This is a genomic window from Neisseria sp. Ec49-e6-T10 (assembly GCF_051132615.1).
Taxonomy (GTDB): Bacteria; Pseudomonadota; Gammaproteobacteria; order Burkholderiales; family Neisseriaceae.
In genome coordinates this window covers 903,267-928,818 of record NZ_CP152375.1, presented here as the reverse complement: position 1 = coordinate 928,818, position 25,552 = coordinate 903,267, and the positions used below count along the sequence as shown (strand labels likewise).

At 35.8% G+C, this 25,552-nt stretch carries 31 protein-coding genes; 26 read left to right on the top strand and 5 right to left on the bottom strand.

Translation table 11 applies throughout. From position 1 onward, the window contains the following. Window positions 1–58: 58 nt before the first annotated feature. The 3 genes from bioB to bioA are packed head-to-tail and all read right to left on the bottom strand — an operon-like array spanning window position 59 to window position 4,418. Complete coding sequence (bioB, locus tag AADH04_RS04800) at window positions 59–1,096, bottom strand: biotin synthase BioB (protein ID WP_434779112.1); 1,038 nt, start codon at window positions 1,094–1,096, stop codon at window positions 59–61. Then, window positions 1,093–2,445, bottom strand: coding sequence for a sodium:solute symporter family protein (locus AADH04_RS04795; RefSeq protein ID WP_434779111.1), 1,353 nt, complete (start codon window positions 2,443–2,445; stop codon window positions 1,093–1,095). The genes bioB and AADH04_RS04795 overlap by 4 nt, the downstream gene beginning before the upstream one ends. Then, on the bottom strand, window positions 2,436–4,418 hold the full coding sequence (gene bioA / locus AADH04_RS04790) for an adenosylmethionine--8-amino-7-oxononanoate transaminase (protein WP_434779110.1): 1,983 nt from the start codon (window positions 4,416–4,418) through the stop codon (window positions 2,436–2,438). Before bioA ends, AADH04_RS04795 begins: the two co-directional genes overlap by 10 nt. Before the next feature lie 122 nt (window positions 4,419–4,540). Here bioA and AADH04_RS04785 point away from each other — a divergent pair, with 122 nt between their 5' ends. The 3 genes from AADH04_RS04785 (at window position 4,541) to AADH04_RS04775 (ending at window position 6,581) form a co-directional block, all read left to right on the top strand. Continuing rightward, window positions 4,541–5,383 carry a biotin--[acetyl-CoA-carboxylase] ligase gene (locus AADH04_RS04785; RefSeq protein ID WP_434779109.1) on the top strand — a complete coding sequence of 281 codons (843 nt, stop codon included), beginning with the start codon at window positions 4,541–4,543 and terminating at the stop codon, window positions 5,381–5,383. 702 nt (window positions 5,384–6,085) lie between these two features. Further along, entirely contained in the window at window positions 6,086–6,352 is a 267-nt protein-coding gene (locus AADH04_RS04780; protein WP_434779108.1) for a hypothetical protein, read from the top strand. Between the two features lie 13 nt (window positions 6,353–6,365). Further along, complete coding sequence (locus tag AADH04_RS04775; RefSeq protein WP_434779107.1) at window positions 6,366–6,581, top strand: DUF7336 domain-containing protein; 216 nt, start codon at window positions 6,366–6,368, stop codon at window positions 6,579–6,581. Between the two features lie 148 nt (window positions 6,582–6,729). On the opposite strand, the gene AADH04_RS04770 is transcribed toward AADH04_RS04775, so the two are convergent. Continuing rightward, window positions 6,730–7,233 carry a hypothetical protein gene (locus AADH04_RS04770; RefSeq protein WP_434779106.1) on the bottom strand — a complete coding sequence of 168 codons (504 nt, stop codon included), beginning with the start codon at window positions 7,231–7,233 and terminating at the stop codon, window positions 6,730–6,732. Window positions 7,234–7,426: 193 nt separating this feature from the next. On the opposite strand from AADH04_RS04770, the gene AADH04_RS04765 reads away from it, so the two are divergent. The 23 genes from AADH04_RS04765 to AADH04_RS04655 all read left to right on the top strand — a co-directional run bounded on the left by AADH04_RS04765 (window position 7,427) and on the right by AADH04_RS04655 (window position 25,258). Continuing rightward, window positions 7,427–7,744: a hypothetical protein gene (locus AADH04_RS04765; RefSeq protein ID WP_434779105.1), complete on the top strand. Its 318-nt coding sequence runs from the start codon at window positions 7,427–7,429 to the stop codon at window positions 7,742–7,744. A 424-nt stretch (window positions 7,745–8,168) separates the two neighbouring features. Then, a complete protein-coding gene (locus AADH04_RS04760) occupies window positions 8,169–9,452 on the top strand; it encodes a hypothetical protein (RefSeq protein ID WP_434779104.1) in 1,284 nt (427 codons plus the stop codon). 86 nt (window positions 9,453–9,538) lie between these two features. Further along, a complete protein-coding gene (locus AADH04_RS04755) occupies window positions 9,539–10,189 on the top strand; it encodes a type IV secretion system protein (RefSeq protein WP_434779103.1) in 651 nt (216 codons plus the stop codon). A gap of 18 nt (window positions 10,190–10,207) precedes the next feature. After that, window positions 10,208–10,435 carry a hypothetical protein gene (locus AADH04_RS04750; RefSeq protein ID WP_434779102.1) on the top strand — a complete coding sequence of 76 codons (228 nt, stop codon included), beginning with the start codon at window positions 10,208–10,210 and terminating at the stop codon, window positions 10,433–10,435. A gap of 65 nt (window positions 10,436–10,500) precedes the next feature. Continuing rightward, entirely contained in the window at window positions 10,501–11,421 is a 921-nt protein-coding gene (locus AADH04_RS04745; protein ID WP_434779101.1) for a type IV secretion system protein, read from the top strand. Between the two features lie 21 nt (window positions 11,422–11,442). Beyond that, window positions 11,443–11,802, top strand: coding sequence for a hypothetical protein (locus AADH04_RS04740; RefSeq protein ID WP_434779100.1), 360 nt, complete (start codon window positions 11,443–11,445; stop codon window positions 11,800–11,802). Window positions 11,803–11,992: 190 nt separating this feature from the next. Further along, a complete protein-coding gene (locus AADH04_RS04735; protein WP_434779099.1) occupies window positions 11,993–12,460 on the top strand; it encodes a toxin-antitoxin system YwqK family antitoxin in 468 nt (155 codons plus the stop codon). A 342-nt stretch (window positions 12,461–12,802) separates the two neighbouring features. After that, window positions 12,803–13,423: a BRO-N domain-containing protein gene (locus tag AADH04_RS04730; protein ID WP_434779098.1), complete on the top strand. Its 621-nt coding sequence runs from the start codon at window positions 12,803–12,805 to the stop codon at window positions 13,421–13,423. 154 nt (window positions 13,424–13,577) lie between these two features. Then, window positions 13,578–14,750 (top strand): AAA family ATPase, encoded by a 1,173-nt coding sequence (locus AADH04_RS04725; protein WP_434779097.1) that lies wholly within the window; start codon window positions 13,578–13,580, stop codon window positions 14,748–14,750. 130 nt (window positions 14,751–14,880) lie between these two features. Further along, complete coding sequence (locus AADH04_RS04720) at window positions 14,881–15,003, top strand: hypothetical protein (protein ID WP_434779096.1); 123 nt, start codon at window positions 14,881–14,883, stop codon at window positions 15,001–15,003. Further along, window positions 15,000–15,692, top strand: a complete 693-nt coding sequence (locus tag AADH04_RS04715; protein WP_434779095.1) for a virB8 family protein — start codon at window positions 15,000–15,002, stop codon at window positions 15,690–15,692. Before AADH04_RS04720 ends, AADH04_RS04715 begins: the two co-directional genes overlap by 4 nt. A gap of 13 nt (window positions 15,693–15,705) precedes the next feature. Further along, window positions 15,706–16,530: a P-type conjugative transfer protein VirB9 gene (gene virB9, locus AADH04_RS04710; RefSeq protein ID WP_434779094.1), complete on the top strand. Its 825-nt coding sequence runs from the start codon at window positions 15,706–15,708 to the stop codon at window positions 16,528–16,530. Between the two features lie 11 nt (window positions 16,531–16,541). Then, window positions 16,542–17,753, top strand: coding sequence for a type IV secretion system protein VirB10 (gene virB10 / locus AADH04_RS04705; protein WP_434779093.1), 1,212 nt, complete (start codon window positions 16,542–16,544; stop codon window positions 17,751–17,753). 199 nt (window positions 17,754–17,952) lie between these two features. Beyond that, window positions 17,953–18,450, top strand: coding sequence for a hypothetical protein (locus AADH04_RS04700; protein WP_434779092.1), 498 nt, complete (start codon window positions 17,953–17,955; stop codon window positions 18,448–18,450). Between the two features lie 68 nt (window positions 18,451–18,518). Beyond that, complete coding sequence (gene virB11 / locus AADH04_RS04695; protein WP_434779091.1) at window positions 18,519–19,598, top strand: P-type DNA transfer ATPase VirB11; 1,080 nt, start codon at window positions 18,519–18,521, stop codon at window positions 19,596–19,598. 203 nt (window positions 19,599–19,801) lie between these two features. Next, window positions 19,802–20,674, top strand: coding sequence for a toxin-antitoxin system YwqK family antitoxin (locus tag AADH04_RS04690; protein WP_434779090.1), 873 nt, complete (start codon window positions 19,802–19,804; stop codon window positions 20,672–20,674). A gap of 17 nt (window positions 20,675–20,691) precedes the next feature. Beyond that, entirely contained in the window at window positions 20,692–21,018 is a 327-nt protein-coding gene (locus tag AADH04_RS04685) for a hypothetical protein (protein ID WP_434779089.1), read from the top strand. 84 nt (window positions 21,019–21,102) lie between these two features. Next, window positions 21,103–21,522 carry a hypothetical protein gene (locus AADH04_RS04680; protein WP_434779088.1) on the top strand — a complete coding sequence of 140 codons (420 nt, stop codon included), beginning with the start codon at window positions 21,103–21,105 and terminating at the stop codon, window positions 21,520–21,522. A 9-nt stretch (window positions 21,523–21,531) separates the two neighbouring features. Beyond that, window positions 21,532–22,185 (top strand): hypothetical protein, encoded by a 654-nt coding sequence (locus AADH04_RS04675; RefSeq protein WP_434779087.1) that lies wholly within the window; start codon window positions 21,532–21,534, stop codon window positions 22,183–22,185. Between the two features lie 222 nt (window positions 22,186–22,407). Continuing rightward, the gene (locus AADH04_RS04670) at window positions 22,408–23,067 is read left to right on the top strand and encodes a toxin-antitoxin system YwqK family antitoxin (RefSeq protein WP_434779086.1); all 660 of its coding nucleotides are present in this window, start codon (window positions 22,408–22,410) and stop codon (window positions 23,065–23,067) included. A 408-nt stretch (window positions 23,068–23,475) separates the two neighbouring features. Continuing rightward, window positions 23,476–24,105: a BRO-N domain-containing protein gene (locus tag AADH04_RS04665; protein ID WP_434779085.1), complete on the top strand. Its 630-nt coding sequence runs from the start codon at window positions 23,476–23,478 to the stop codon at window positions 24,103–24,105. A gap of 202 nt (window positions 24,106–24,307) precedes the next feature. After that, complete coding sequence (locus AADH04_RS04660) at window positions 24,308–24,820, top strand: toxin-antitoxin system YwqK family antitoxin (RefSeq protein WP_434779084.1); 513 nt, start codon at window positions 24,308–24,310, stop codon at window positions 24,818–24,820. 99 nt (window positions 24,821–24,919) lie between these two features. Further along, the gene (locus AADH04_RS04655) at window positions 24,920–25,258 is read left to right on the top strand and encodes a hypothetical protein (protein ID WP_434779083.1); all 339 of its coding nucleotides are present in this window, start codon (window positions 24,920–24,922) and stop codon (window positions 25,256–25,258) included. On the opposite strand, the gene AADH04_RS04650 is transcribed toward AADH04_RS04655, so the two are convergent. After that, window positions 25,250–25,513, bottom strand: coding sequence for a hypothetical protein (locus AADH04_RS04650; RefSeq protein ID WP_434779082.1), 264 nt, complete (start codon window positions 25,511–25,513; stop codon window positions 25,250–25,252). The two genes, AADH04_RS04655 and AADH04_RS04650, sit on opposite strands and share 9 nt — an antisense overlap. Window positions 25,514–25,552 lie beyond the last annotated feature (39 nt).

Genomic DNA, 25,552 nt, shown 5'->3' with positions numbered 1-25,552 from the left:
TATTTTAATGTGTTTCTGGTAATAAATGACCTGTTTTATTCAAAGACTTATTCTGTTTTTAGCTATTTGTGCAAGATTTTTCTTGTTCATTCTGGATTAAACTTTCGGCAATCACGGCTTGATGCACTTCATCTGCATGATCTTCTCTTTTCTCAAATTGAATACCCAGTTTTTTGAGTAAATGACGATCTTTATCGATTTGAGGATTGGTCGTTGTCAGTAATTTTTCACCATAAAAAATAGCGTTAGCACCTGCAAAAAAAGCCAAGGATTGCATTTCTTCACTCATGCTTTCTCGCCCTGCTGATAATCGAACGTACGATTTAGGCATCAAAATACGGGCAACAGCAATGGCTCGAATAAACTCAAAAGGGTCAAGATCTTGAGCTTTAGCCAAAGGGCTACCTTTGACTTTAACCAACATGTTAATCGGTACACTTTCAGGATGTTCAGGTAAATTGGCTAGTTGCATGAATAGTTTTAAGCGGTCTTGATGGCTCTCCCCCATACCTAAAATCCCACCACAGCACACTTTTATACCAGATTGCCGCACATGAGCAATGGTATTTAAACGATCTTGATAGGTTCGAGTGGTGATGATTTGTCCGTAAAATTCAGGGGATGTGTCCAGATTATGATTATAGTAATCTAAGCCTGCCTCTGCCAATTGTTGGCTTTGTTCTAAATCTAATTGTCCTAAAGTCATGCAGGTTTCTAGCCCTAAGTTTTTTACCCCTTTAATCATGTCAATAATATAAGGCATATCTTTTTTTGTTGGGTGTTTCCATGCAGCGCCCATACAAAAACGGGTGGCTCCTGTAGCAACAGCACTTTTTGCCGCTTCCAAGACTCTTTGTACCGCCATTAATTTTTCGGGTTTTAAATTGGTTTGATGGTGAACAGATTGAGGACAGTAATGGCAATCTTCAGGACAATTGCCTGTTTTGATGGAAAGCAGTGTAGAAACTTGTATTTGGTTAGGATGAAAATATTGTCGGTGAACAGAATGTGCTTGAAATAATAAATCATTGAAGGGTTGTTCAAAAATTTTTGTGACCTCATCATAATGCCAAGAGTGTTTTAATTCAGATTTCATTTTTTTTCCATTGCGTTGATGGTTGTAAACTTAATGTGTTTTGGCAGCAAACTGAGTAAAGTGAATAAAATAGAAACACCTATACCCAAATAAGCAAAATAATAATTTGCGCTAATTGAAGCCGTTAGTCCCAACAAGCCAGTTAAAATCATGCCTGATGTGGCAAAAGTGGCATGAATATCGTCTTTTGTTTTTGAAAAAGCCAAGTAAATAAATAAAGGGGTGACAATGCTACAAACATAAATATCGTTTGCCATTAATAAAAACCCTAAAATACTTTTTTGGGTAAAGGTCAATAATAAAGCGACTAACATCAAGACAATAATGCTGATACGAGTAAAGAGAACAGAATGTTGCTGAGCAATGTTTTGAGACAATGTAATGCCCGCAGTAAGTAGGCATGAGTCTGCCGATGAAATCACTGCACTTAATAAGATAATATAGATTAATCCAGTAAACCAACTGGGGAAAATATTTTTGATGATTGTGGTTAAAACAAGGTCAGTCGGCGTATCTTGTGCGATGAGCCCTTTGGCAAATAAGCCAATACAAACAATAATCATCGAAATAAATGCAATAGCAATTGCCGCTTTCAATACCCCATATTGTGCGGTTTTTTCATCTTTTGCGCTTAGTACTCGCCCGTATAACATAGGGCAAACAATATAACTGCCTCCTAGAATCAGTAAAAAATAAAGGAATCGAGTAAATGGAAACTCTTCATTAATAAATTCAAATTCAATGGTGTTTAGTGCCGTTGGGTTACTGGGTACCAACCATAGTAACGTCACAATTAACCCGATTAAAATAATCAGGTATTGTATTCGATCAAGTTTAATGATGCTCTCTTGTCCACCCGCTAAAGTATGCAGGGTAATGAGTACACTACCAATGAATAAGGCAAAGGGTTGTTTTAGTCCTGTTAAGGCTTCAATCAGCATCGCTGCTGCCGTTAATTGAGCAGCTAAAATAGCAGTCCAAGCAATAATAATAATGATAGAGGCTAAATAGCTTGCTTTTTTTCCCAAAAGATTTTCAATGATTTGACTGAGGGTATAGGCATTGGTACTGCGTACTTTTTTGGCTACAAATAAAGATAAAATAATAAGCCCAATGGCACCACAGCCTAACCACCAAAATGCAGGTGTCCCTACTTTAAATGCCAACCCAACCACCCCAATGGTTGCAGAGGCACCAACACAAGATGCGACAATAGAAGAAGAAACCATTGATGCGCTGCTGCAACGATTGTTGACTAAAAACCCTTCTTTTGTTATCGGCTTTTTACCATGTACCAAAGACAGAACAACAATGAGCATAAGGTAAATAATAAAAAAAGTTATGCCCATACACCTTCCTTAACTGCACATTTAATGGCATCAGTTAGTTGGTATATTTCTTCAGAGGTGATGGTAAAAGGAGGCATAATATAAATCAGATCCCTGAAAGGGCGAATCCAAACACTATGTTGTTCAACAAAATAATGCTGTAGTTTGTTTGCATTAATGGGGGCTTTCATTTGTACCACCCCAATGGCGCCTAAAACCCGAACGTCAGCAACGCTGTCTTCTGTCAGACAGCTAATCAGTTCTTTTTGTAAAATATGTTCAATGTTGCTGATGTTTTTTTGCCAATCAGATTGCAATAAAAGGTCAATACTGGTGAGCGCAACATGACATGCTAAAGGGTTGGCCATGAATGTTGGGCCATGCATTAGTACATGTCCTTGTGCAGAAATACCTTGAGCCACCTTTTTTGTGGTGATTGTGGCTGCTAAAGTCATGGTGCCGCCTGTTAAAGCTTTACCAATACACATAATATCTGGTGTGATATTGGCCCATTCACAGGCAAAAAGTTTACCTGTTCGCCCAAAGCCTGTGGCGATTTCGTCCACAATTAAAAGGATATTGTGCTCAGTACATATTTTTTTGAGTTCAGTTAAATACGCTGGATGATAAAACCACATGCCCCCAGCACCTTGGACAATAGGTTCAATAATTATGGCAGCACATTCATGTTGATGTTGTTGCATCAGTGTTTTGAGTTCAGTTAATGAACTTGGATCAAAATCTTGCCTAAATGGGGTATTGGGTTTAGGTGCAAAAATATTTTTAGGCAACACATTTTTAAAGACAGTATGCATCCCATTTATTGGATCACAAACACTCATGGCGCCAAAAGTGTCTCCATGATAACCGCCATAAAAACTGATGAATTTAGTTTTGTTTGGTAATCCTGTGGCTTGAAAATATTGCAGAGCCATTTTCATGGCGACTTCTACCGCAACAGAGCCCGAGTCGGCATAAAAAATATTGCTTAAGCCTTTAGGGGCAATACTGAGCAAACGTTGCCCTAAATGTACCGCAGGTTCATGAGTGAAACCACCAAACATAATATGGGGCATTTGTGTGGCTTGTTCATTTAATGCTTGCAGTAAAGTAGGATGTGCATAGCCATGGATTGCACTCCACCATGATGACATACCATCTAATAAACGTTGCCCATTACTCAAATAAATATGGCAACCTTTTACTTTTTTGACAACCCAATTGGTTGAGTGATCTGTTGCATTTGTGTACGGGTGCCATAAATGCTGTTGATCAAACTCTGTAAGGGTATAATCTTTGTTCTCAATATCTTTTGTGATCTCTATTGCCGCATCCTGTAACTGGGCTGCAACCTGTTTCCAAGCAATTTGATTGTCTTTATTCGCTAACTGAGCAATAAAAGGAAGATTTCCCAAAATAGGCAGGTTGGTCATTGAAGCGAGAAATAGTGCATTATCAGCACGAATCAGCTTGTCTTCTTCATTTAAACATTCATTGGGTTGAGTAAAGATCAATCCTTTTATTTGAATATCATAATATTGAAGTGTTTTAACTGACAGTAGGCAGTGATTAATGGCGCCTAATGTGTTTTTAACAACCAAGAGTACTGGGTAGCCTAGTAGGGCAATTAAATCGATAAATGTTTCAGTTTGATTAATCGGCGTCAATATACCCCCTGAACCTTCAATCAAAGTAAATTCATTTTTATTCACTTCCTTTGCTATTTGTTCTGACAAAGAGTGTACGGTTAAAACCGTATCTGTTTGTTTAGAAGCAAGATGAGGTGAGGCAGCCAGATTAAAATGATTCAACGTTTTAACTTGAGCATTAGGGTGTGCTGTTTTATAGGTGTATTCATCAAATAATGTATTGCCTGTTTGGATGACTTTAAGTACTTGCGCATGAGGTAAATTTTTCAATAAACCTGAACAAACAATGGTTTTGCCAACATCAGTATCTGTGCCGCAAATAAAGCAAGCATTTATCTTAGACATTCTTCTGCCTTTTATTTTTGTTACAATGGTTTGAGAACTGTGTATTAATTATATGAACAACAAATTTAATTGTAAACCTTAATTTGTTTTTTTATAGTTTACAATTGAAAGAAGAAACATTTATGATGACCACTAAAGAACAATTAATTCAAATATTAAGCGCTGCGAAAGGCTGGATTTCAGGAGAAGATATTTCTGAAACGCTCGGGGTGAGTCGGGCAGCGATTGCCAAACATATTACGACATTAAGAAAAGAGGGTTATCTAATTGATTCGGCAACCAGACGAGGTTATTTACTGAAGTTGGTGCCCGATGAAATTGATCTCGAGCATATTAAAAAAGGCATCAATACCAAAATAATTGGGCAAGGGCAGTGGTTTTTATTGGATGAAAGCCTTTCAACCAATCAACAAGCGATACTGTATGCTGCTCAAGGTGCACCAGAGGGTAGTATCATCATTACAAAAAAACAGATCTGTGGGCGAGGCCGTAAGGGAAAAGAGTGGTTTTCTTCTCCAAGAAGTGCTTATTTTTCTATTATCCTCAGGCCCAATCTTTCTTCTGAAAAAATACCCTTATTATTAACAATGGCTACCTTAGCTGTTCAAAAAACACTTTCTGAGTTCGAACAGCTAAAGGCAATGATTAAATGGCCAAATGATGTATTCATTCATGGTAAAAAAATATCGGGTAGTTTGGTTGAAACAGGTTTTATTGCAGATGAATTAGAATGGGCTGTTATTGGTATTGGGTGCAATCTGAATACTGTGTATGCAGAATTCCCAGAGAATTTACAAAATATGATTACATCTACATTAGAAGAAACAGGAACGTATTTTCCGCGTAATTTATTCTATAAAAATATTATTAAGTGGCTTGATTATTATTATCAAATGATTTTGAATCATCAGGAAAAATGTTTTTTAGAAGCAATGGATGAAATATTTGATGAAAAGGATAGATAATATAATTTGTATTGCAACGATATATTTGATTCGTCTTGAATGATGTTAAATATTTGTTCCAAAAGTGCTCATCTATTGTATAAAAAAATATGTTTAACAAGATATTTTTTTCGTAGGGATGGCTAATAAAAAATACAAAGGAAAAATTTTATTAGTCAATGGTTTTGTAGATCATGTTCAAGCAGGTAGTGAGAATAGAGCTTATGTTGTATTAAAAGCAGGGGGCCTTCTGAGGCTATATTACCTCAAGCACATTTTAAGAATCCTGAAAATGATAAAATCATTAAGTTAAATAAAGGCCAAAAAATTAGACTATTATGTATTGGTGGTGGAGAAATTATTGGTATCCCAATTCTTCAAAATTGTACTTTCTAATTATACTGTTTTTAATTACAGATTCTGAAATTTATTTGAATTAATTAAAAGGTTATATTTTTTGCAATAAGACCCTTTATGAGAAAAAGGGGCATATTCTTAATTGAAGAGAAATGAAAGGGTAGCTCTTGTTAATTCTGGGATTAGTAACGCAAAAATGGTTACTGAAATCAGAACACGATAACAGGATGTCTGATCTTGACTTAAAACCATGCTCTATCGAAAACCTTTGGACTTATTACCCTTCACAGCATGAGTGCCATAATAGAAAATGGGTACCACTTAGTACCAATCAATAATGATTATTAAAATATAAAGGATATGTAAATGTCTAAAAAATTATATAAGCTTTACTATGAAACTTATTCCTACCATGGAGAAAGCCTTATAGAGTCAGAGCCTCCAGATTCTGATCAATTTGATTTAGAAGATGGTGAACTTTTAGGTATTTATAGTAGTTATGATATTGCATCACAGAAATTACACTATTTTTCAAAAGTCCTTTATTTAAGCAATTTAAAGAGACTCAATATATATGATGCAATGCTTGATCATTCTGAATGGGCAGATGGTTTTATCACAGATTTCATTTAAAGGAATATTGATTATGTCCCATAATGTTTATGTGCTTTTACATACATATGAAACTAAATTTGGTATAGAAACAAAATTGATTGGCAATTTTTCTTCACGAGAAAAAGCAGAAGAAGAAAAGAAAAAACGTGAAAAATTACAGGGTTTTATTGATTATCCTAAAGGTTTTAGAATAGAGGTTTATGAGATTGATAAAGATAGATGTCAAGAAATTATTTATTTAACATGATTGATATATTCTTACTATAATTTTCCCTAACTCATTTTTATATAATCTGTAATTTCGTATCACCCCCTATGTAATAGTCTTCTGTGGGGGGGTGAAGCACATCTCTATAAATGTAGCTGTGGTAGGGCTAGCTCTTATGAATTTTTTATCATGAAACAGAACATTTTTGTTTTCTTGTCTTTTGCCATGAATCTATCAGCATATTTATAAAAATACTCTCTTGTTTTAAATTATAAATACTATCTGGAATATAAGCTTCTTCTGAAGTGCGGATAACAATATATGCCTTATTTCCAAAAGAAGCAGTATTATGAAATACTATTTTGTAAGATTTATCCTGGCCTGACTTAGAGTCGTATCCCATAAACAAAATATCTTTAATCTCGGATAGAGGTATATTCTCATTTTCTATTTCTATTGAATTTGAATAAACTTTAATCTTTTTAACTAAAAAAATATTAGAAATAACATCTAACATGGTAATTTGGCGATTCATATCTTTTGCAATAAGATATCTCATCAATAATGCAATTAAGATTATTGGGATTATAGTAAAACCTAGGACAAATAAAAGCCCTAAAACTTCAGTTTGAGGAATAAACAAAAACAACAAACATATTCCAATCACAAATATTGCTAATGTAGCATACATTAGTATCCCGACAACTCGATAACTCGTAGAGACGCATTTCCAACCATTCTGTGAGAGCAAGTCCATTAAAAGTTAATCCTTTCATACTTTAATGAATTGTATAAAAAAATAGTTATATCGTCTATAAACTTAAATCTTAATTCATATTGGTTAGCTTGAGTTTTGATTAAATATAGCTGTGGTAGAATAGGGTATGAAAAAATTAATCTTACTTCCCCTACTGTTTTTATCTCCTCACGTATTCTCGAGAGTTCCAAGTGTTCCAACATTATGTGAGTTTAACAAGTGGGAAACTGTGTATATACCCACTAAGCATCTTGGAGATAAACAAAATATTGTTTGTATTTTGCCTGATGGAAATTACTATTTTGCTATGGATATAAGGAAAGAATATGATGGCAAATATCAGCATTTATTTGATCAATATTCAAAAAGATCACCAACAAAAGAGCAGATTGTTAAGGCTATGATAGAAATGGTAAAGGCTGGCTTATTTAATCCAAGGAAATAACTTAACAAATTATCTTATTTCGCTTATTTTGACCTCCCCATCCCTATAAATGTAGTGTGGTAGAATAGGGTATGAAAAAATTAATCTTATATAGGTATATTAATGGAGAAAAAAGGCCAAGAAAGTAAAAAGACTCCAGATTCTTTAGTTACTCAATTAATAGGCCTAGTTATACCTTTTTGTGTTGGTATATATTTTGGGCTGGATAATCATCTTATTGCATCCATTATGGCTATAACTACGGGGATAATATGTATCGTATATGGATTTTTAAACATCCCACTGCGTTCCTTTCCCTTTCATAAAAATGGATGCTCGCTGATACCGTTTTACCAAAGCCACGTTATCGGCGCCAGCAACCTTCTTCAGCCAAGTACCCAATAGTCAGGAAAAACCCAGAAAGTACCCTAAAACAACCGAAAATTTGGCCACCACCTTTGGCATACACAATTATTCCCATGGTAAATCACATGGTAATCCAATTGGGGATGGAACCGCCGTGATGCCACTGCAAACCGTATCCAAAACCGTGTATGACTTTAACTTCCATTTCACCAATCAAAAAGAAGACAACCTTGGAGAAAAAGTGGCGGGTCATACCCTCATTTTAGGGGCAACAGGTACGGGTAAAACCACGTTACAAACCGCTATACTTTCTTTTGTTGAACGGTTTGATCCCTTTATCTTTGCCATGGATTTAGACAGAGGGATGGAAATTTTTATTCGTGCCATTGGTGGTCAGTACTTTGCACTGGAAGCGGGAGAGGCTACAGGATTAAACCCATTTCAATTACCTGTGACACCAGTCAATAGAGAATTCCTCTATACATTGGTGACCATGTGTGGTTCAGATGAGGATGGCAAAATAACCGCCGTAGAAGAAAAACAAGTTCAGTTTGCCGTGGATGCCACACTTGACCTAGATATGGAGAACAGGAATTTCAGTACCTTATTACAGAGTATTCCTCATTCTGATGATCCTAACTCATTGAGGATCCGCTTAAGTAAATGGTGTCGTAGTGAAAATGGCCGTTATGCTTGGTGTCTGGATAATCCAATCAATCTTTTTGATCCTGAAACTTTCTATCGAATTGGTTTTGATTTAACCGCAGTATTAAAAGATGACTACCCACCTACCGCACCTATTCTGGCTTTTATGTTTCATCTACGTAATTTAATGATGGTAAGAGTCAGTAAGGTAGACGGCATATTGGCCACCATTATTGAAGAATTCTGGTATGCCGCTCGGTTTCAGGCATTACAAGAAATCATGCTGAAGATACTCAAAACAGATCGCAAACTGGGGGGGTGGTTAATTCTGGTTTCTCAATCACCTGAAGATGCCATCAATTGCCCCATTTTCCCCGCCATTATTCAACAAACACCCACCAAGATATTCTTACCCAATCCTGATGCAGAATACGAAGGCAGTTATCAAAGGTGTGGCTTAACAGAAAAGGAGTTTAAACAATTATCAGAGCTTTCTACAGACAGCCGTACCTTTTTAGTCAAACAAGGTCGCCAGTCAGCTTTTGCCAAACTTGACCTATATGGCTTCAGTGACGAAATCCCCATTCTATCTGGTTCTGCTGATAACGTAGAAATACTGTATCAGGTGATGAAAGAGTGTGGAGAAGAGCCTAAACAGTGGCTTGAGCCATTTGTACAAAGGTTGCAAGTCAAGCGTGCTGAAAAGCGTAAGTCTTGACACCTTTAACTATGAATCACCCGTTTTTACCTACCGCATTATGCGGTTTTTTTATTGTTAAATTATGGAGTTTTATGATGAAAATTATGAAAAAACAAAGAAAGAATATTCTTTCTATTGTTCTGTCTGCTTGTATGCTGATCTTCCCTCTGACAAGTTACGCTGGTGGTATCCCTGTTTTTGATGGCGCACAAGTTGCCAACACCTTACAGCAGATTATTCATATGAAAGAGCAAATTGATAATCAGATCCAACAGATTGCTGAGTTAAAAAATCAGGTATCAGCACTAACTGGATCCAAAGGTGTAGGTAGTGCGTTCTCTGAAACAGCTTTAGAACAGCTACCAACAGAATGGAAAGATTTGTATGGCAGTATCGCCAATACCGATTATAAAAAAATGATTCAGGGTAAAGCCTATACCCCTGATACAGGCATGAAACAGTTGGTGAATAATTATGATGCTTCTGTGCAGGCATTTAATGATACAAAATTACGTTTAAATAATCTGCAAAAGATGATCAAGAAGATTGATTCGACCACAGATATTAAAGCCGCACAGGATTTACAGAACAGAATAGCAGCAGAAAGCGCCATTATTCAGAATAATCAAACCAAATTAGACATGATGGCCAGACTAGCAGAACAGATGGAGAAAATAGAATATTACAAACGTATGGATCGCCGCTCCTGCTATGCTAAAAATTTTAAAAGCCAAAACTGGGATGCCTGCAAATAATTAATCAAGGAGAGACTTATGATGCGAATAACTCTGGCTTTATTAATACCTGTATTTTTACTGACGGGTTGTTCAAATGAGCCTGTTGCTTGGGAAGATAAAACGCCTGAGCAGAGACATGAAGAAACTAAGTGGTGGAGAAAATGCTATATAAGCAATATGAAGAAGACCCATGAAGCCGATTTTTGTAATGCAGAATTCAAAAAAGAATTTGGCTATCCATACAAAACGACAAAAACAAATTAAATAATTTTTAAAAATTTTAGCCCAGCAGATTTTTTTGCTGGGTTTTTATTTAAGGAGTCATCAATGTGAGTGCTTATTTTTCAACTGTAGCAGACGCATTACTTAATGGCATGGGTACGAACCTGTTTGCCAAATCTGCCAACATTATTTCTGGTATTACACCTTTGTTTGCTGCTGGGTTCGGCCTATATATTCTACTGGTCATGATGAGCTACTACAACAGGGGGTTAGATGAAAACATCATGGACTTTAGTAAGAGAATGATAGGTTGGCTAGTCATTATCGCCTGCGCTTTTAATGCAGGCACATATAATAAACTGGCAAATTTGATGTATGAAATGCCTGAAGCTCTTAGTGGTTTACTTGGAACAGGAGAATATTCAGCCAGCGCTTTAGATACTAATATTAATAATTTTGTTGATACATTAGCTCAAATTTGGGGCAGCATGTCTAGCAAACTATCCATTACAGATATAGCCGACAATATCAGTATACTTCTGTTACTTGGCGTCATTCTTATCTTAGGTGTTATTTTTTTTGCAGTCACAGCAGCTTTTTATTTAGTAGCAAAGCTGTCTTTAGCCATGGTGATTTTAGTGGGACCAATTTTTATAGGTGCTATGTTGTTCCCAGCAACAAGACAATGGGGCATGAATTGGATTGGTCAAATATTTAATTATACGATTACCATCGTTTTTTACGTTATTTTAGGATCATTACAACAGGATTTTTTTATAAATCATATGGCATTAAATCCAGCCACAGATGATATAATTATGCTGATTCCTACTGCATGCATATTTATCACCTCAACCATGATTTTTTTAATTATTGCGTGGAATGTACCAAGTATTGCATCTGCTTTAACAGGCGGCGCAAGTATAGGTGGCATAACGAGGACAATGACATCAATTGGCAACAAAGTTAAGATACCTTCTCTTCGAGGTGGTGGCGCCAGTAACGGTGGCAGCATTAAAAGGAATTAATAGTTAATTGGAGAAAAAAGGATGTTTTATAAATTAAAGCGTATTTATTTCACTGTATCTCGTGGTGTTAATAAGGGTATAGATATATTATTTTATATTTGGCGTACCTTTTTGTCCGTATTACGCACCATAAAAAAGACACTTGATGCGATTGGATATGCAATAGCATGGTCTCTGGAAATGTTTATCTTAATTGTAAAATATTCTTTTGGTTTTGTTGCTGTTGTTGGTGTACTGGGCGCATTAATTTCCTTACTCTTAGGGTTTAGAGATATATCTTTAAATCTGCTTATAGCTGGTAGTGTGGGTTGTGTTCTTTTCTTTATGGTGGCTATTGTGGCTCCGAGTATTGGTAGGGTTAATTATTTTGATAATAATTAACCAACCTGTTTTATAAATGATAACCCTCAATATATTGAGGGTTATTTTAATTGAACAATAATAAAAAAATATAACTCTCTATAGAATAACCATTGTCTTAAATCATACGATTATATAAAAAACTCATATTACTCTTTACAAAAAATATTACATGTGTAATATTACATGTAGTAAACTAAGGAGTAATATAATGATAAAATATTCTTATTTATTCATCATGTCTTTGTTATTGGTTGCTTGTGATGTTTTTAGTAAACAAACGAATGACACTGATAGTCAACTCTCTAATACTGAGGTTGTCTCTCAAAAAGAAGATAGAATCGTCACTTATTTTGAAAACTCATTATCTAACCCAGATGAACCTATATATTTTTATAGAAAATTGTTAGGCAAAAATAAAAATGGTGATTTTATTGTTCAAGATTTTTATCGAAATAGCCATAGAAAATTCACAGACCCTTACATTTTAAAGAAAGAAAAAGATCTGTTCATCGTTGATTTTAAGCAATTTATAACACAATCAACGAATGGAAAATTAATTTCTTGGCACGAAAATGGGCAAAAACTTAGTGAAGCAAATTTTGTAAATGGAAGATTAAAAGGAAAATCAATTATATGGGACGAAAATGGGCAAAAGGAGAATGAATATAATTTTTAGAAAAAAATCATTCATGTCCAGCTACTCTGTCGTCTTTTTTCTTATTTAACCATCAACTCGCTTAGCGAGTTTTTTTATTGACCTTTTAAGGATAAATACTTATGATTCATTTACCGCGTTCAATAGCGTGGTCTGGTGTGACAACCTGAATAATCACAGGCAAATAATGATGCCCGCGTATGCGGTTTTTTTATTTGTGTATTGCTCCTATGGTGGGCGGTATGAGGCAACCGAAAGGTTGGCTAGACCCTGTGATCTAGTTTGTCACCCTTGTACTGTCCTGCCACTCTTACCGTGACAAGTGAGAGACAGGTTATAAAAACACTTCACAGGAGTAATATCATGTCTAACCTTATCCCATTTTCATTTGAAAAATATTCAGTTCGTACAACAATAATAGATAACGAACTTTGGTTTGTAACCCAAGATGTTATGGATGCATTGGAATATTCGGAAACATATAAGCCATCAGTAGCTGTTCGTCACATACCTAAAGAATGGAAGGGTGTGTATCCGTTACACACCCTTGGCGGAAAACAACGTATAGCGTGTATTTCAGAACAAGGGCTCTATTTTTTTTTAGGGCGTTCAGACAAACCAAAGGCTTTACCTTTTCAAAAGTGGTTGGCTGGAGAAGTCCTACCCTCTATTCGTAAAACTGGGGAATTCTCAAATAACGAAGCTGTAAATATAGAAGGCTATAACGAACTAAAGGAACTTAATCAATTAATAGGCAATATATTGGATTTTCGTTTTCTTCTAACCTTTGATGAACATAAAAAGCCTCATATACGGATATTGTCTTATGATGATTTAATTCTTCCTGTAAAACACATACCAAGGATGATTAATAATCGTATGAGCCTTTCTGAAGAATTATTACTTAAAATCATGCAAGCCTGTACCAAGAGACTGACCATGATGGCTTCGTGTCGTTTGATAGAAGAAAAAATAAAGAAATAAGCATTATATTTCAATAAAAAACTCGCCTAGTGCGGGTTTTTTGTAGCAAAAATTAATTATTTTTAATTAATTTAAATAAAATTCAATATAGACAATAAATTGATTATTCTTTATGTAATAATTTGTATCTAACTCTTACCATTATCTCTTTGCCATGATAAAAACTCTAGCCATTGCCAATTTTCGTTCAATTCAGGAACTGATTTTACCTTTACAACAACTTAATATTATCACTGGAGCAAATGGTTCAGGTAAATCAAATTTATATAAATCCTTGCATTTATTGTACGATGCGGCTCAAGGCAATGTGATTCAGTCTCTTGCCAGAGAAGGTGGATTGAATTCTGTTTTATGGGCTGGACCAGAACAAATTAGTCGACGAATGCGCCAAGGTGAAATAAGTGTACAAGGAACGGTACGCACTAAGTCCTTACGTCTTAAAATGGGATTTAGTGGCGAAACATTTGGCTATAATATTGTACTTGGCCGCCCTGAATATGTTCGTGGTAACCCCTCAGCTTTTGCGCTAGATCCAGCCATAACCCATGAAGCAATCTGGGCTGGGGAATATTATAGTCGCTCATCAGTATTAACTGAACGAAAAGGAGCGGTAATTACTATAAAAAAAGGGCGACAGAAAGAAGTTCTGGCACAACATACCTCAAACTATGAAAGCATGCTGTTACAACTAGGGGAATATGACAGTCGCTGTTCAGAAATCATGCAGGTAAGAGAATTTATCAAACAATGGCGATTTTATGATTATTTCCGTACAGATCGAGATTCCCCTGCTAGACAACCACAACTTGGTACACGTACACCAGTACTGCATCATGACGGACATGATCTAGCTGCTGCTCTACAGACCATTATTGAAATAGGAGATAGTGATTTATTATATGAAACGATAGAAGATGCTTTCCCAGGAACTTCCCTAGAGATTAATACTGACGATTACTTTACAGTATTTCTACAGCAACCAGGAATGTTACGTCCTTTGTCAGCAAAGGAATTATCAGATGGTACATTACGTTATCTGATGCTGAGTGCTGCTTTATTGACTCCTAGACCGCCTTCGCTTTTGGTATTAAATGAACCTGAAAATAGCCTACATAGTGACTTGTTGCCTGCATTAGCTCGACTAATTATACGAGCTAGAAAGCGTAGCCAGATATGGGTTATCACCCACTCTAAACGTCTGATTAATGCTCTGGAATTAGAGGTTGGAACAGATTGTAATTTGATTGAGCTAGAAAAAGAATTTGGACAAACCACCATAAAAAATCAGATATATCTGGAAACGCCTGTATGGCAATGGTCAATATAATTTAAAGGGATAAGCCATCCATTTTTTACCATTTTCAATATGTAAAATATCAGTCATATGAAGTAGTTTTTTATTCACCATAACCCGCCTAGTGCGGGTTTTTTTATATCTCAATAAAAGGAAATTTTTAATGAAAGTATGTATTGCACTCATGATGGCACTACTCTTTTGTGCTGCCTGCACCAATAAACCACCTCGTCCCTATGGACAATATTTCCCCATTAACAAAGACGTTCAGGAGGTGAATAAATGACTCAAAAGCAACTATCTTCCCAAAAAGCAGCCAGTAAGTTTATCCAATGTGCCAAAGATTTCGAAAAGTCCGAAATTGAACGAGTTCGTAAAAAAAGCAAGATTGCTTGGCGGATTACTTGTGCATGTTTGCTGATTATGGGGTTGTCCATTGGGGCAATTGCAGGACTGACCCCACTTAAAACGGTGATCCCTTTTGTGATCAGGGTAGACAATAATACAGGTGCAACGGATATTGTTACCCAACTTAAAACCTCTGAAAAATCTTATGGTGAAGTGATCAATAAATACTGGCTAGCTCAGTACGTGATTTATCGGGAATCCTATGATTGGCAAACAGTACAGTCTACGTACAATGCCACCAATTTATTGTCTGCACCACCAGTACAAGCCGAATTTGCCAAACTGTATAACAAAAACCCTGCTGCGCCTCACTTGGTATTGAAGGATCAATTCAAAGTAATTGTGAAGGTGAATGCCATTAGCTTTGTCGGTGAAATGGCGCAAATTCGTTTTGAAAAGCATCTGATTCCTTTGACCAATGGGATTACCAAGCCTGCCCCTCAAAAGATGATTGCGACAGTGGCGTTTGAATATCAAAACAAACCCCTTCAAGAAACAGATCGTCTGATTAACCCGTTAGGTTTTCAAGTGACGAGTTACCGTGTTGATCCAGAAGCTGCGCCATAAGGAGAAATAAATAATGTTCAATAATAAGTTATGTATTTTAGTGATGTTGCTTGGTTGTTCAGTTATGGCCAATGCAGATATTACCCCCAGCACATCTGTTAAAGATGCCCGTATTCAGTATGTGCATTATGACCCTGATAATGTGGTTAATATCCGTGCCCAAGTGGGCAGAACAACCATGATTCAACTGGAGCAAGACGAACGGTTGATTGGAGATAATGCTGCTTTAGGTATGGGGGATGGGCAAGCATGGAATTTATCTGTTAAGGGTAACAACATCATATTTAAGCCCATTGCGCAAAGCCCTAATACCAATATGATCATCACCACCAATAAACGCACTTATGCGTTTTATTTGTCTTTGGCTCGTCAAGTGCGAAAAGGACAGAAGCCTCAAGCGCCTACTTATATTTTGCGTTTTTCTTATCCTGATAGTCAAAAAGCTGTGATGCAGGCAGAAACCATAAAACGACAGCAGGCGAAGGACATTTTACAGAGCCTACCCGAACAAAAGGAGCAAACCAACTACAACTATTGGGCTCAAGGGGCTAAAGCACTGGTTCCTACTGCTGTTTTTGATAATGGTTTATTTACCTTTTTCAAATTTAATGATGGGCGGGATTTACCCACGATTTATAAGGTAATGCCTGATGGTTCAGAGATGCTGCTCAATACCCATATTGAAGCAGATACCGTCATTGTGCATGAAACCGCTAAAAAATACATGCTGCGTTTGGGTAACAGTGTCCTTGCTGTTGAAAATCGTGGCTTTGATGAAAAAGGACTATTTAATCGTACAGGTACTTCAGACCAAAACTCTGTTCGTATCGTTAAGTAAAGGATCACAATATGGGTATTTTAGATAAATTCAAAAAGAAAAAACCACTGGATCACGAACTGGAGAACACCATCACCTCTCTTGCTGATGCGATTCAGGATGACACGGTAGAAATGGGTATTCCTCAAGATTTAAGCCCAAGTAAAAAGAACAATAATGTCAGTAAAGTGGCTATGGCGGGCATTGGTATTGTTGCTCTTGGTTTAATTGTTTCAGGTTTGATTGCATTTAGTAGTGGCTCAAGTGATACCGTAGCAGAAAACACCCAACCACTTGATGAAATCAAAAACAACCAGCCTAAAGATTTTGAGCAAGATAAGGAAGAGCTGGCATTACAAATGCCTGAACAAGCCAGTGAACCTGAAGTAATGGAGATGGCTCAGATTCCAGAACAACAATCTGAAGCAGCACCTGAGCAGATGGCACAATCAACTGATCAAAAAGAACCAGAAGAAACCCCAGAGCAACGCAAGATGAGGGGTAATGTTCTGGTGGATTTTGAAGGAGGACGTTCTGCTGGAGAACATACTCAAACTGCTGAAGCACAACCTGTCAGTTTTAATGATGATGGCTCAGGTAGCAATAGTACATTTGGAGACAAATTAAAACCCACTGTTACCTTTCAAGCCACTGCACAAAGGCGTATCGATTCCACTTACCTATTATCCAAGGGAACCAATATACCCTGTACACTGGATACCCAGATCATTACCACTCATGCAGGCTTTACCCGTTGTTTGGTAACCAAAGATGTTTATTCTGCCAATGGTCGGGTATTACTGTTAGAGCGTGGCTCTAAACTGGTGGGGGAACAAACCTCTGCCTTGGTTCAAGGTCAAGCTAGGGTATTTGTACTGTGGAATGAGGTTGAAACACCGAACGGGGTTAAGGTTAATATCGCCAGTACAGGTGCGGGACAATTAGGTGCTGCGGGACATAGCGCACGGGTCAATTATCATTTCTTTCAGCGTTTTGGTGGGGCAATGCTGATCAGCCTGATTTCAGATTTATCAGAAAACCTGAATAATCGTAACAAGGGCAATGACAATATCACCTTTGAGAACGCCAATGATGCTGCTGAAGAGATGGCAACAGAGGCCTTAAAAAACAGCATCAATATTCCACCTACTGGATACGTGAACCAAGGTTCATTAATCAATGTGATGGTGTCTCGTGATGTGGATTTTTCTAAAGTGTATGAGGTAGTCACACCTTATTTTTAATAGGTGACAACATTAATTAAGCCAGCGAATATGCTGGCTTTTTATATCAATACGCGGCTCTATGTTATGATAATAATAAATATATTATTTCTTTTGTAAGGTTAATATGAAAAAGATTATTTTACTTATTCTGTTTATAAATTTATTTGCTTGTGATGATAATACTCAGCAGGCTGAAAATAAGCAGGCAAGTCAAATCATGACCAATCATGATGCTGCTATTTCTGATTTAGACATTGCAGTTTCCGAGGTTTCTAACGAACAAAAAACAAAAGATCGAGTTCCTTATAATAAACTTGTTTGGAATACAGGTGGAGGGGGAGACTTACATTTTATTGTGCAAAAGCAAGGAAGCAATTTTATCATTGAACGTCAGGAAATGAACTTTCAAGAAGATTATGCACATTACGTTCTAACGCCAGATTTAGAAGAAACAATATATATAGAGCAAGAGCAATCGAATATTGATACCAAAAAAGTATACCAAGAATTATTGGATATTTACACTAATCCAGAACGAAACACCCCCAAACCACCAGAACCAGAGGAAGATAGTGAGCATCCTGTTGCAACTGGATCATGGACAAGTCTTGAAGTTTGTACCTATGATGAAAAAAATTGTTATGAAATTGAACGTGGAAGTTATGATTTATATTGGTTTGTGGCTCTACTTCCAATGACCCAAAAAACAAATTAAATATTTTTAGCTTGATTATTGTTGTTTAAACCACCAAAAATTTGGTGGTTTTTTTTTGAGGAAATAAAATGATTCATGATGATATTGTTGTTAGAAACCTACTCAAACAATTGAGTATTGATGATTACCTCAACCGTACAGGCATTACCGAAGTGATGATCAATCGTCCCAATGAAGTGTTTTTAGAAGGCTCTAGTGGTGTGGTTCGCTTAGAAAATGAAGCATTAAGTTACACCAAACTGGAGACTCTAGCCAATGCCCTAGCGATTTATAATTCAAAATCCATTAATCATCTTCACCCTATGCAATCAGTTACCTTACCTGATGGAGAACGTGGCCATATTATGATGCCGCCTTCTTGTGAAGATAAAACCATAGTGTTTAGCTTCAGGAAGCCATCCAATACACGTTTTAGTTTAAATGATTATTTAAATACCGATAGATTGCAATCGTTTACCGATGTAGGTTCATTCGGCAAGGCTCAAACAGATATTGAAATCGACAGTAAACATTACCGTGATATCAGCGACAAAATGCAGCTACCTCATGATGTTACGCTCCATGATTGGCAACTGGATATGCTGCAAGCTAAAGCGGATCGAAATTTAAACCGTTTTTTTGAATTGGCGGTACAACACAAGCTGAATATTTGTATGGTTGGTGGTACAGGATCAGGTAAAACCACCTTTACCAAAGCCATTGCCGATATGATCCCCCTTGATACAAGAATCCTCACCATTGAAGACACCCACGAGCTGGATTTACCCCATCACCCCAACCATGTCCATCTGTTTTTTAAAGAGCATGTCACCGCCAAAGCGGTGATCTCCAGTTGTATGAGGCTCAAACCTGATCGCATCTTCTTAACAGAATTAAGAGGAGATGAAGCTTGGGATTATCTTTCTGCTTTAAATACAGGTCATGCAGGCGGTTTAACTTCCGTACATGCCAATGATGCCCGTTCAGTTCATTATCGGATCGCCCAACTGGCAAAAGAATCCTCTACAGGTCAAACAATGGATTTTAACTATATTCTGAATACGGTTAGAGCCACCATTGATATTGTGTGCTTCTTCAGTAAAACCTATATGACTGAGTTGTATTTTGATCCAGTAGAGAAGTTTTATGCCATGAGTGGGCGAAGATAATTATTTTGATTTTAAATTTTAATAAGAAACGTAGAGATTTTTTTAATATATGTATATTATTAAAGTAGATTTCAATATAAAAGTTATCTAGAATAAAGGGGCCAGTGGGCTGATATAATTTGTTTTGGAATAATCCATATTCAAAACTAATTTCTTATTATTTCATAAAACTCAATCATTAAGTCGTATAACGCACCTTCACTATGAAACAAAATACTTTTGAAAAAAATCAGATTATTGCCTATTTTGATGATTGTGGTTATTTAGTTGATGAAGATGACCCAGCAGTCTACTCCTATCGGAAATATTTAGGTAAAACTGACGATGGTTTTTTTCTTATTCAAGATTTTTATAGTGGGTCTCATAAAATTTACTCCAATGAAATAAAAATTAATACTCTTGAATACATTGATGAATTTTATCTACCATCATGTATTGAGGGTGTATTAACTTATTGGCATAAAAACGGACAAAAGTATAAGGAAGAAACTTATATCAATGGTGTTGTAGAAGGAATCTATACAGAATGGTATGAGAATGGACAAAAATCCTATGAAATAAATTTTGTAAATGGATGTCTAAATGGACTGCATTCTATCTGGTATAAAAATGGGCAGAAACACTCTGAAGAAAACTATATCAATGATATATTCACAGGAGAAGCTTCTTATTGGCATGAAAATGGACAACAAAGCTCCTACAAAGTGGTATTAGATTGGGGGGGGCCTTATGCTGACTTTGGAATTGTTGAGCACCTTGATAAAAATAAGGATTATACGTTTTCTGACTATGAGTTTGGATGTGTCAAAATAAGCGATATGGTGATAGATGGTTGGTGGAAAAGTTTGTCTACCATGAAATCATATTATTTTTGTTATAGTCGCCCTGAAAAAGGACTTAATCGGTATGGTGTAACGCTTATTCCTCCAGAATCATTGGATCTACTCTATGATATTGTGGTAAATAAAACGGCGGAGGATTTTAAGGTGAAATATCCACAAATAGCTTTAGAACTATTGGATTTAATACAAAAAGCAAGAAACGAAGGAAAATATATTATTCATTTTGGGGTATAACAGAAAGGAAGTATTCTTTGAAACTGATTGATGCTAATAGCAACTGTCTTTTTGTAGGAGATAAAGTTCGTATTTTATCTGTTGATTCCTGTATGAATATAGGGTTAGAACAAGAATCTATAGATGCTTTATTATCACTTATAAATACAATTAAAACGATAAGGGAAGTGGATGAATTAGGCTGTATCTGGTTTCAATTTTATGATAAAAATCAAGAGTGTGAAACAGATTTTTCTTTAGAGCCAAAAGAAGTTTTATTAGAAAAACCAGCAAAGGCTGGCATGAAAATGAATTGGCCATCGATCTTTGGCAAGAAAGAGCCTAGAAGAACAGGTAATGAATAATTTGGCTACTATTCTATGAGTTGAATAAATATATCCATTTTTTGCTTTTTTGCATACAACACAGTTAACATTATAGGAGAGAAAATGAAGCAATGGTTTAATTTTTTAAAATACATTTTAGTTGTTTTATTTATACTATTATCTCAAATATCTTGTAAAAGTATATCTTCTGAATCACCTCCTTCCAATTTGTCGAGCGTTTGGAAGGGAGCGGCATACCAGTTTGATGTAAGTGAATCATGGGATATTGTTGTGTCTTTTGATCAAACAAAACAGCAGACTGTTATCAAATATCCCTCTTTAAATTGTGGTGGCTATTGGAGCCTATTGGATTCTGATGAAGAAATGTTTGAATTTCGAGAAGTAATTACTGAAGGGCAAAATGAATGTACGAATAATGGACGTGTCGTCCTGAAAAAGAAAGATGATGTGACTTTTGAGTTTTATTATTTTTGGCCTGATGATCAGACTTTCAGCGCTTATGGTTTGGTTTTTAAAAGATAAAGAATAAACATGTTCAAACAAATTAATTATTTTACTGTAATATTAATCTCATTAACGGTTAATAACCTCATATGTGCTAGCCCCACATTTGAGCAACAACAAATTCAACAACAAGAAAACCAAAACATGTTTCAAGAAGTTAATGAACTTCTCATTCAAGGGAGGAACAGTTTGAATGATGACCTTGTCCGTCAAGCTAAAAATAAACTTTCCCTATGGCTTAAAAGCAGCGAACAAACACTTGATCATAAAACTCTAGCACAAGCGTTACGCACCCGTGCCAGTGCATCTATGTTACTTGGAGAAATTAATGATGCGATTGATGATTATAAAAATTCAAACCAATATGACCCTATTGGGGAAGTTCAATTTGGTATTTGTTTGTTAGAAAAAACCCAAGGAGCTAAACCAAGCGATTTACAAAGTTGTTATAACAAAACTGTACAAATATACGCTGATAAACAAACCACTAAAAATGATCCAAATTACCTTATTGCTCGTATTTTTAACGGAGATAAAACAGCAATAGCTGAATATAAAAAACTGATTGAAACCACACCTGAAAGTATTGAATTAGAAGCCTATACGTTGATAGCTCAGAAATTATTAGATAAATCAGTATGTGAACAGATTTTACCCATCTGTGCAAACAATGATAAATAATTGTTAATTACTCGTATTACCCATTTTTAAGAATAACCATACACTTAATAGTGCCATCAAAACATTTGTACTTAACATTGGCCTAAAGGAATTTTATGCCATGAGTAAGCGGTATTAAGTATTTTCAAGTAATTAAGATACAGCATAACCAAAATAGAAATTGGATGTCATGTAGTGATCAGTACACTATTATTATTTTAGGATTTTCCTATTGGATTTTTTATGAAAAAATTTCTAGTATTTCTAATTAGTTTATTGTTTTCTGTTGGTGTTTTTGCCCAAAAATGCATTCCACAAGAGCCGCCTCTGAATGAATATGGACAAAAAAATGGTATAGAGATTATTTGTGAGAGTGATCAAAAGATATTTGAGGGTAAATATGTTAATGGTGAACCAGAAGGAAAATTTACTAAATGGTATGAGAATGGACAGAAAAAATCTGAAGTAAATATTGTCAAAGGTCAACTAGAAGGCAAAGAAATCAGGTGGTATGAGAATGGTCAGAAAGCAGTAGAAGCAAACTATGTTAATGGTAGGATAGAGGGGAAAGCCACTAAATGGTATGAAAATAGTCAAAAAGAATCTGAAGTAAACTATGTTGAGGGTAACAGAGAAGGTAAAACTATCTGGTGGTATGAAAATGGACAGAAGGGCGAAGAAATAAATTATATTAATGGTAAATTAGAAGGCAAACAACTCTATTGGCATGAAAATGAGCAGAAAAAATCTGAAATGAACTATGTGAATGATAAACTGGAGGGCCAGCAGATATTTTGGTATGAGAATGGTCAGAAAGCTTCTGAAGTAAACTATATCAATGGTGAACAAGAAGGTAAAGAGATCTGGTGGGATGAGGAAGGAAATCTAATCAATGATGAATAAGCGTCAGTAATTGTATCAATTGATTTCAAAAAATGATCAACTCATACCACCATTTTGGCGGTATTTTTATATTTATGTATCAGAAAGGAGTGATTGCTACAGGCAAACATCGTGGTTAACTTAAAATGTGTTAAACGAATTAAGTTGACCTTTTAAGGATAAATACTTATGATTCATTTACTGCGTTCAATAGCGCGGTCTGGTGTGGAAACCTGAATGATATAGGCAGATATTGCCGCGTTAGCGGTATTTTTTATCTGTATGTGTTGCTCCATCTATGGTGGGCGGTGCGAGGCAACCGAAAGGTTGGCTGCTACCTATATCGCAGTTTTCCACCCTCGCATTGTCCTGCCACCCTTACCGTGGAAAGTAAGAGGCAGGCTTCTAAACCGATATAGGAGCAATATTATGTCTAATTTAATCCCCTTTTCATTTGAAGATCATCCCGTCCGTACAACGCTAATAGATAGCGAACCTTGGTTTGTTGCCGTTGATGTATGTAAAGCATTAAATATCAAAAATGCTCGAATGGCTGTTTCTAGATTAGATGAAGATGAAAAAATGACCGTCAGTAATATTGACGGTCATTCCGAACAAAAAAGAGGAGGAGCTCAATCGTTTAATTTAATCAGTGAAGCAGGTCTATACCGTCTTATTCGTAGGAGTAATAAACCAGAAGCAAAACGGTTTGATCGGTGGATTTGTCATGAAGTTCTACCTTCCATTCGTAAAACTGGAGAGTTTTCAAATAACGAAGCCGTGAATATAGAAGGCTATAACGAACTAAAAGAGCTTAATCAATTAATTGGTAATATTTTGGATTTTCGTTTTCTTCTAACCTTTGATGAACATAAAAAGCCTCATATGCGTATATTATCCTACGATGATTTAATTCTTCCCGTAGAACATATACCAAGAATGATTAATAATCGAATGAGTCTATCAGAAGAATTATTACTTAAAATCATGCAAGCCTGTACAAAGAGATTGACCATGATGGCTTCGTGTCGCTTGATAGAGGAAAAAATAAAGAAATAAATAAACGCCTATATATTTCATTAGTGTTATTAACCTAAAACTCGCCTGTGCGGGTTTTTTTATACAAAAAAAGTGTGTTTTTTGTGGCAGATATTCATGATTTTTTATTAATTGATATCCAATTTAATCCCCAATAAAATTGATCGTTCTTATCACCATCAGTACACTATCACTATTGTTTTTCTTCCCTATTGGATTTTTTATGAGAAAATTTCTAGTATTTCTAATTAGTTTATTGTTTTCTGTTGGTGTTTTTGCCCAAAAATGCATTCCACAAGAGCCACCTCTAAATGAATATGGACAAATAAATGGTATAGAGATTATTTGTGATGATGATCTGAAGGTATTAAAAAACTATGTTAATGGCAAAGAAGATGGAACACGGATTATTTGGGATGAAAATGGCCAAAAACGATATGAAGCAAACTATGCTGATGGTAAAAAAGAAGGTAAAGAGACTTGGTGGTATGAAAATGGCCAGAAACAATCTGAAGGGAATTACCTTAATGATGAGCAAGAAGGACAAGAATTCCTTTGGTATAAAACTGGTCAGAAACAAGCAGAATTAAATTATGTTAGTGGTCAAAGAGAAGGAAAACAGGTTTGGTGGTATAAGAATGGCCAAAAGGAAACTGAGCTGAATTACATTAATGGTAAAAAAGAGGGACAAGAAATCAATTGGGATGAACAAGGAAATTTAATCAATGATGAATAAATGTCAGTAATTTTATCAATTAATTTCAAAAAAATTATTAACTGCTACCGCCAAATCTGGCGGTATTTTTATATCTATCTATTGGAGAGGATTTTTACTATGGGTACATTAACCATCAGAACAACTGCTGAACAAGATCAGATCATTGAACAGGTTCAACAACTTTTAGGAGAGTCCGCAGGCAGTAAAACATTACTGCGTTGTGTGGCTGAATACCAAAAGTTATCTTTAACCCTTGAGGATCAAAACCTCAAACTGAAGGAAGCACTTAATCGGGTTGATGAATTGGAAAACCTGATATTGAATTATCTCAATAGCCAACATGCTCTGATGTCTGTTGTTTCGCCACATACAAATAAAGTGACACGAAAGCAATATCCAGCTTCTTCTCAAGTAGCAAAACAGAATCTGAACAAGATTCTGGAAACCTTAAGATAAATCCATTGTTTGAGTAATATCTGCAATCTCATTTGCATATTCAGTATTTTCTAGTATATCCAGCAATGCTGGTTCACCTTCCAAAAAGTGAATCATTTTTTCTTTCATCGTTGCCTTTTGTTCTTTAGTTAAAGAGCCATTTTGCGTGTGATACGACAACGATAAAAACAGCAGTTTCAATATCCCGCCAGATAAGCTTTGCAAGTTATTGATGCGGTTTTCCAGTTCAGTTATACGTTGGTCAACTTTGGTCATTTTTTTCGTTTAAAAAATTAATAGGTTCTGTCACTAGTA

What these genes read in the sequence shown, in the direction of transcription:
- bioB (WP_434779112.1), bottom strand. Translation starts at nt 1,096, where the DNA reads ATGAAATCTGAATTAAAACACTCTTGGCATTATGATGAGGTCACAAAA.
- AADH04_RS04795 (WP_434779111.1), bottom strand. Translation starts at nt 2,445, where the DNA reads ATGGGCATAACTTTTTTTATTATTTACCTTATGCTCATTGTTGTTCTG.
- bioA (WP_434779110.1), bottom strand. Translation starts at nt 4,418, where the DNA reads ATGTCTAAGATAAATGCTTGCTTTATTTGCGGCACAGATACTGATGTT.
- AADH04_RS04785 (WP_434779109.1), top strand. Translation starts at nt 4,541, where the DNA reads ATGATGACCACTAAAGAACAATTAATTCAAATATTAAGCGCTGCGAAA.
- AADH04_RS04780 (WP_434779108.1), top strand. Translation starts at nt 6,086, where the DNA reads ATGTCTAAAAAATTATATAAGCTTTACTATGAAACTTATTCCTACCAT.
- AADH04_RS04775 (WP_434779107.1), top strand. Translation starts at nt 6,366, where the DNA reads ATGTCCCATAATGTTTATGTGCTTTTACATACATATGAAACTAAATTT.
- AADH04_RS04770 (WP_434779106.1), bottom strand. Translation starts at nt 7,233, where the DNA reads ATGTATGCTACATTAGCAATATTTGTGATTGGAATATGTTTGTTGTTT.
- AADH04_RS04765 (WP_434779105.1), top strand. Translation starts at nt 7,427, where the DNA reads ATGAAAAAATTAATCTTACTTCCCCTACTGTTTTTATCTCCTCACGTA.
- AADH04_RS04755 (WP_434779103.1), top strand. Translation starts at nt 9,539, where the DNA reads ATGAAAAAACAAAGAAAGAATATTCTTTCTATTGTTCTGTCTGCTTGT.
- AADH04_RS04750 (WP_434779102.1), top strand. Translation starts at nt 10,208, where the DNA reads ATGATGCGAATAACTCTGGCTTTATTAATACCTGTATTTTTACTGACG.
- AADH04_RS04740 (WP_434779100.1), top strand. Translation starts at nt 11,443, where the DNA reads ATGTTTTATAAATTAAAGCGTATTTATTTCACTGTATCTCGTGGTGTT.
- AADH04_RS04735 (WP_434779099.1), top strand. Translation starts at nt 11,993, where the DNA reads ATGATAAAATATTCTTATTTATTCATCATGTCTTTGTTATTGGTTGCT.
- AADH04_RS04730 (WP_434779098.1), top strand. Translation starts at nt 12,803, where the DNA reads ATGTCTAACCTTATCCCATTTTCATTTGAAAAATATTCAGTTCGTACA.
- AADH04_RS04725 (WP_434779097.1), top strand. Translation starts at nt 13,578, where the DNA reads ATGATAAAAACTCTAGCCATTGCCAATTTTCGTTCAATTCAGGAACTG.
- AADH04_RS04720 (WP_434779096.1), top strand. Translation starts at nt 14,881, where the DNA reads ATGAAAGTATGTATTGCACTCATGATGGCACTACTCTTTTGTGCTGCC.
- AADH04_RS04715 (WP_434779095.1), top strand. Translation starts at nt 15,000, where the DNA reads ATGACTCAAAAGCAACTATCTTCCCAAAAAGCAGCCAGTAAGTTTATC.
- virB9 (WP_434779094.1), top strand. Translation starts at nt 15,706, where the DNA reads ATGTTCAATAATAAGTTATGTATTTTAGTGATGTTGCTTGGTTGTTCA.
- virB10 (WP_434779093.1), top strand. Translation starts at nt 16,542, where the DNA reads ATGGGTATTTTAGATAAATTCAAAAAGAAAAAACCACTGGATCACGAA.
- AADH04_RS04700 (WP_434779092.1), top strand. Translation starts at nt 17,953, where the DNA reads ATGACCAATCATGATGCTGCTATTTCTGATTTAGACATTGCAGTTTCC.
- virB11 (WP_434779091.1), top strand. Translation starts at nt 18,519, where the DNA reads ATGATTCATGATGATATTGTTGTTAGAAACCTACTCAAACAATTGAGT.
- AADH04_RS04690 (WP_434779090.1), top strand. Translation starts at nt 19,802, where the DNA reads ATGAAACAAAATACTTTTGAAAAAAATCAGATTATTGCCTATTTTGAT.
- AADH04_RS04680 (WP_434779088.1), top strand. Translation starts at nt 21,103, where the DNA reads ATGAAGCAATGGTTTAATTTTTTAAAATACATTTTAGTTGTTTTATTT.
- AADH04_RS04675 (WP_434779087.1), top strand. Translation starts at nt 21,532, where the DNA reads ATGTTCAAACAAATTAATTATTTTACTGTAATATTAATCTCATTAACG.
- AADH04_RS04670 (WP_434779086.1), top strand. Translation starts at nt 22,408, where the DNA reads ATGAAAAAATTTCTAGTATTTCTAATTAGTTTATTGTTTTCTGTTGGT.
- AADH04_RS04665 (WP_434779085.1), top strand. Translation starts at nt 23,476, where the DNA reads ATGTCTAATTTAATCCCCTTTTCATTTGAAGATCATCCCGTCCGTACA.
- AADH04_RS04660 (WP_434779084.1), top strand. Translation starts at nt 24,308, where the DNA reads ATGAGAAAATTTCTAGTATTTCTAATTAGTTTATTGTTTTCTGTTGGT.
- AADH04_RS04655 (WP_434779083.1), top strand. Translation starts at nt 24,920, where the DNA reads ATGGGTACATTAACCATCAGAACAACTGCTGAACAAGATCAGATCATT.
- AADH04_RS04650 (WP_434779082.1), bottom strand. Translation starts at nt 25,513, where the DNA reads ATGACCAAAGTTGACCAACGTATAACTGAACTGGAAAACCGCATCAAT.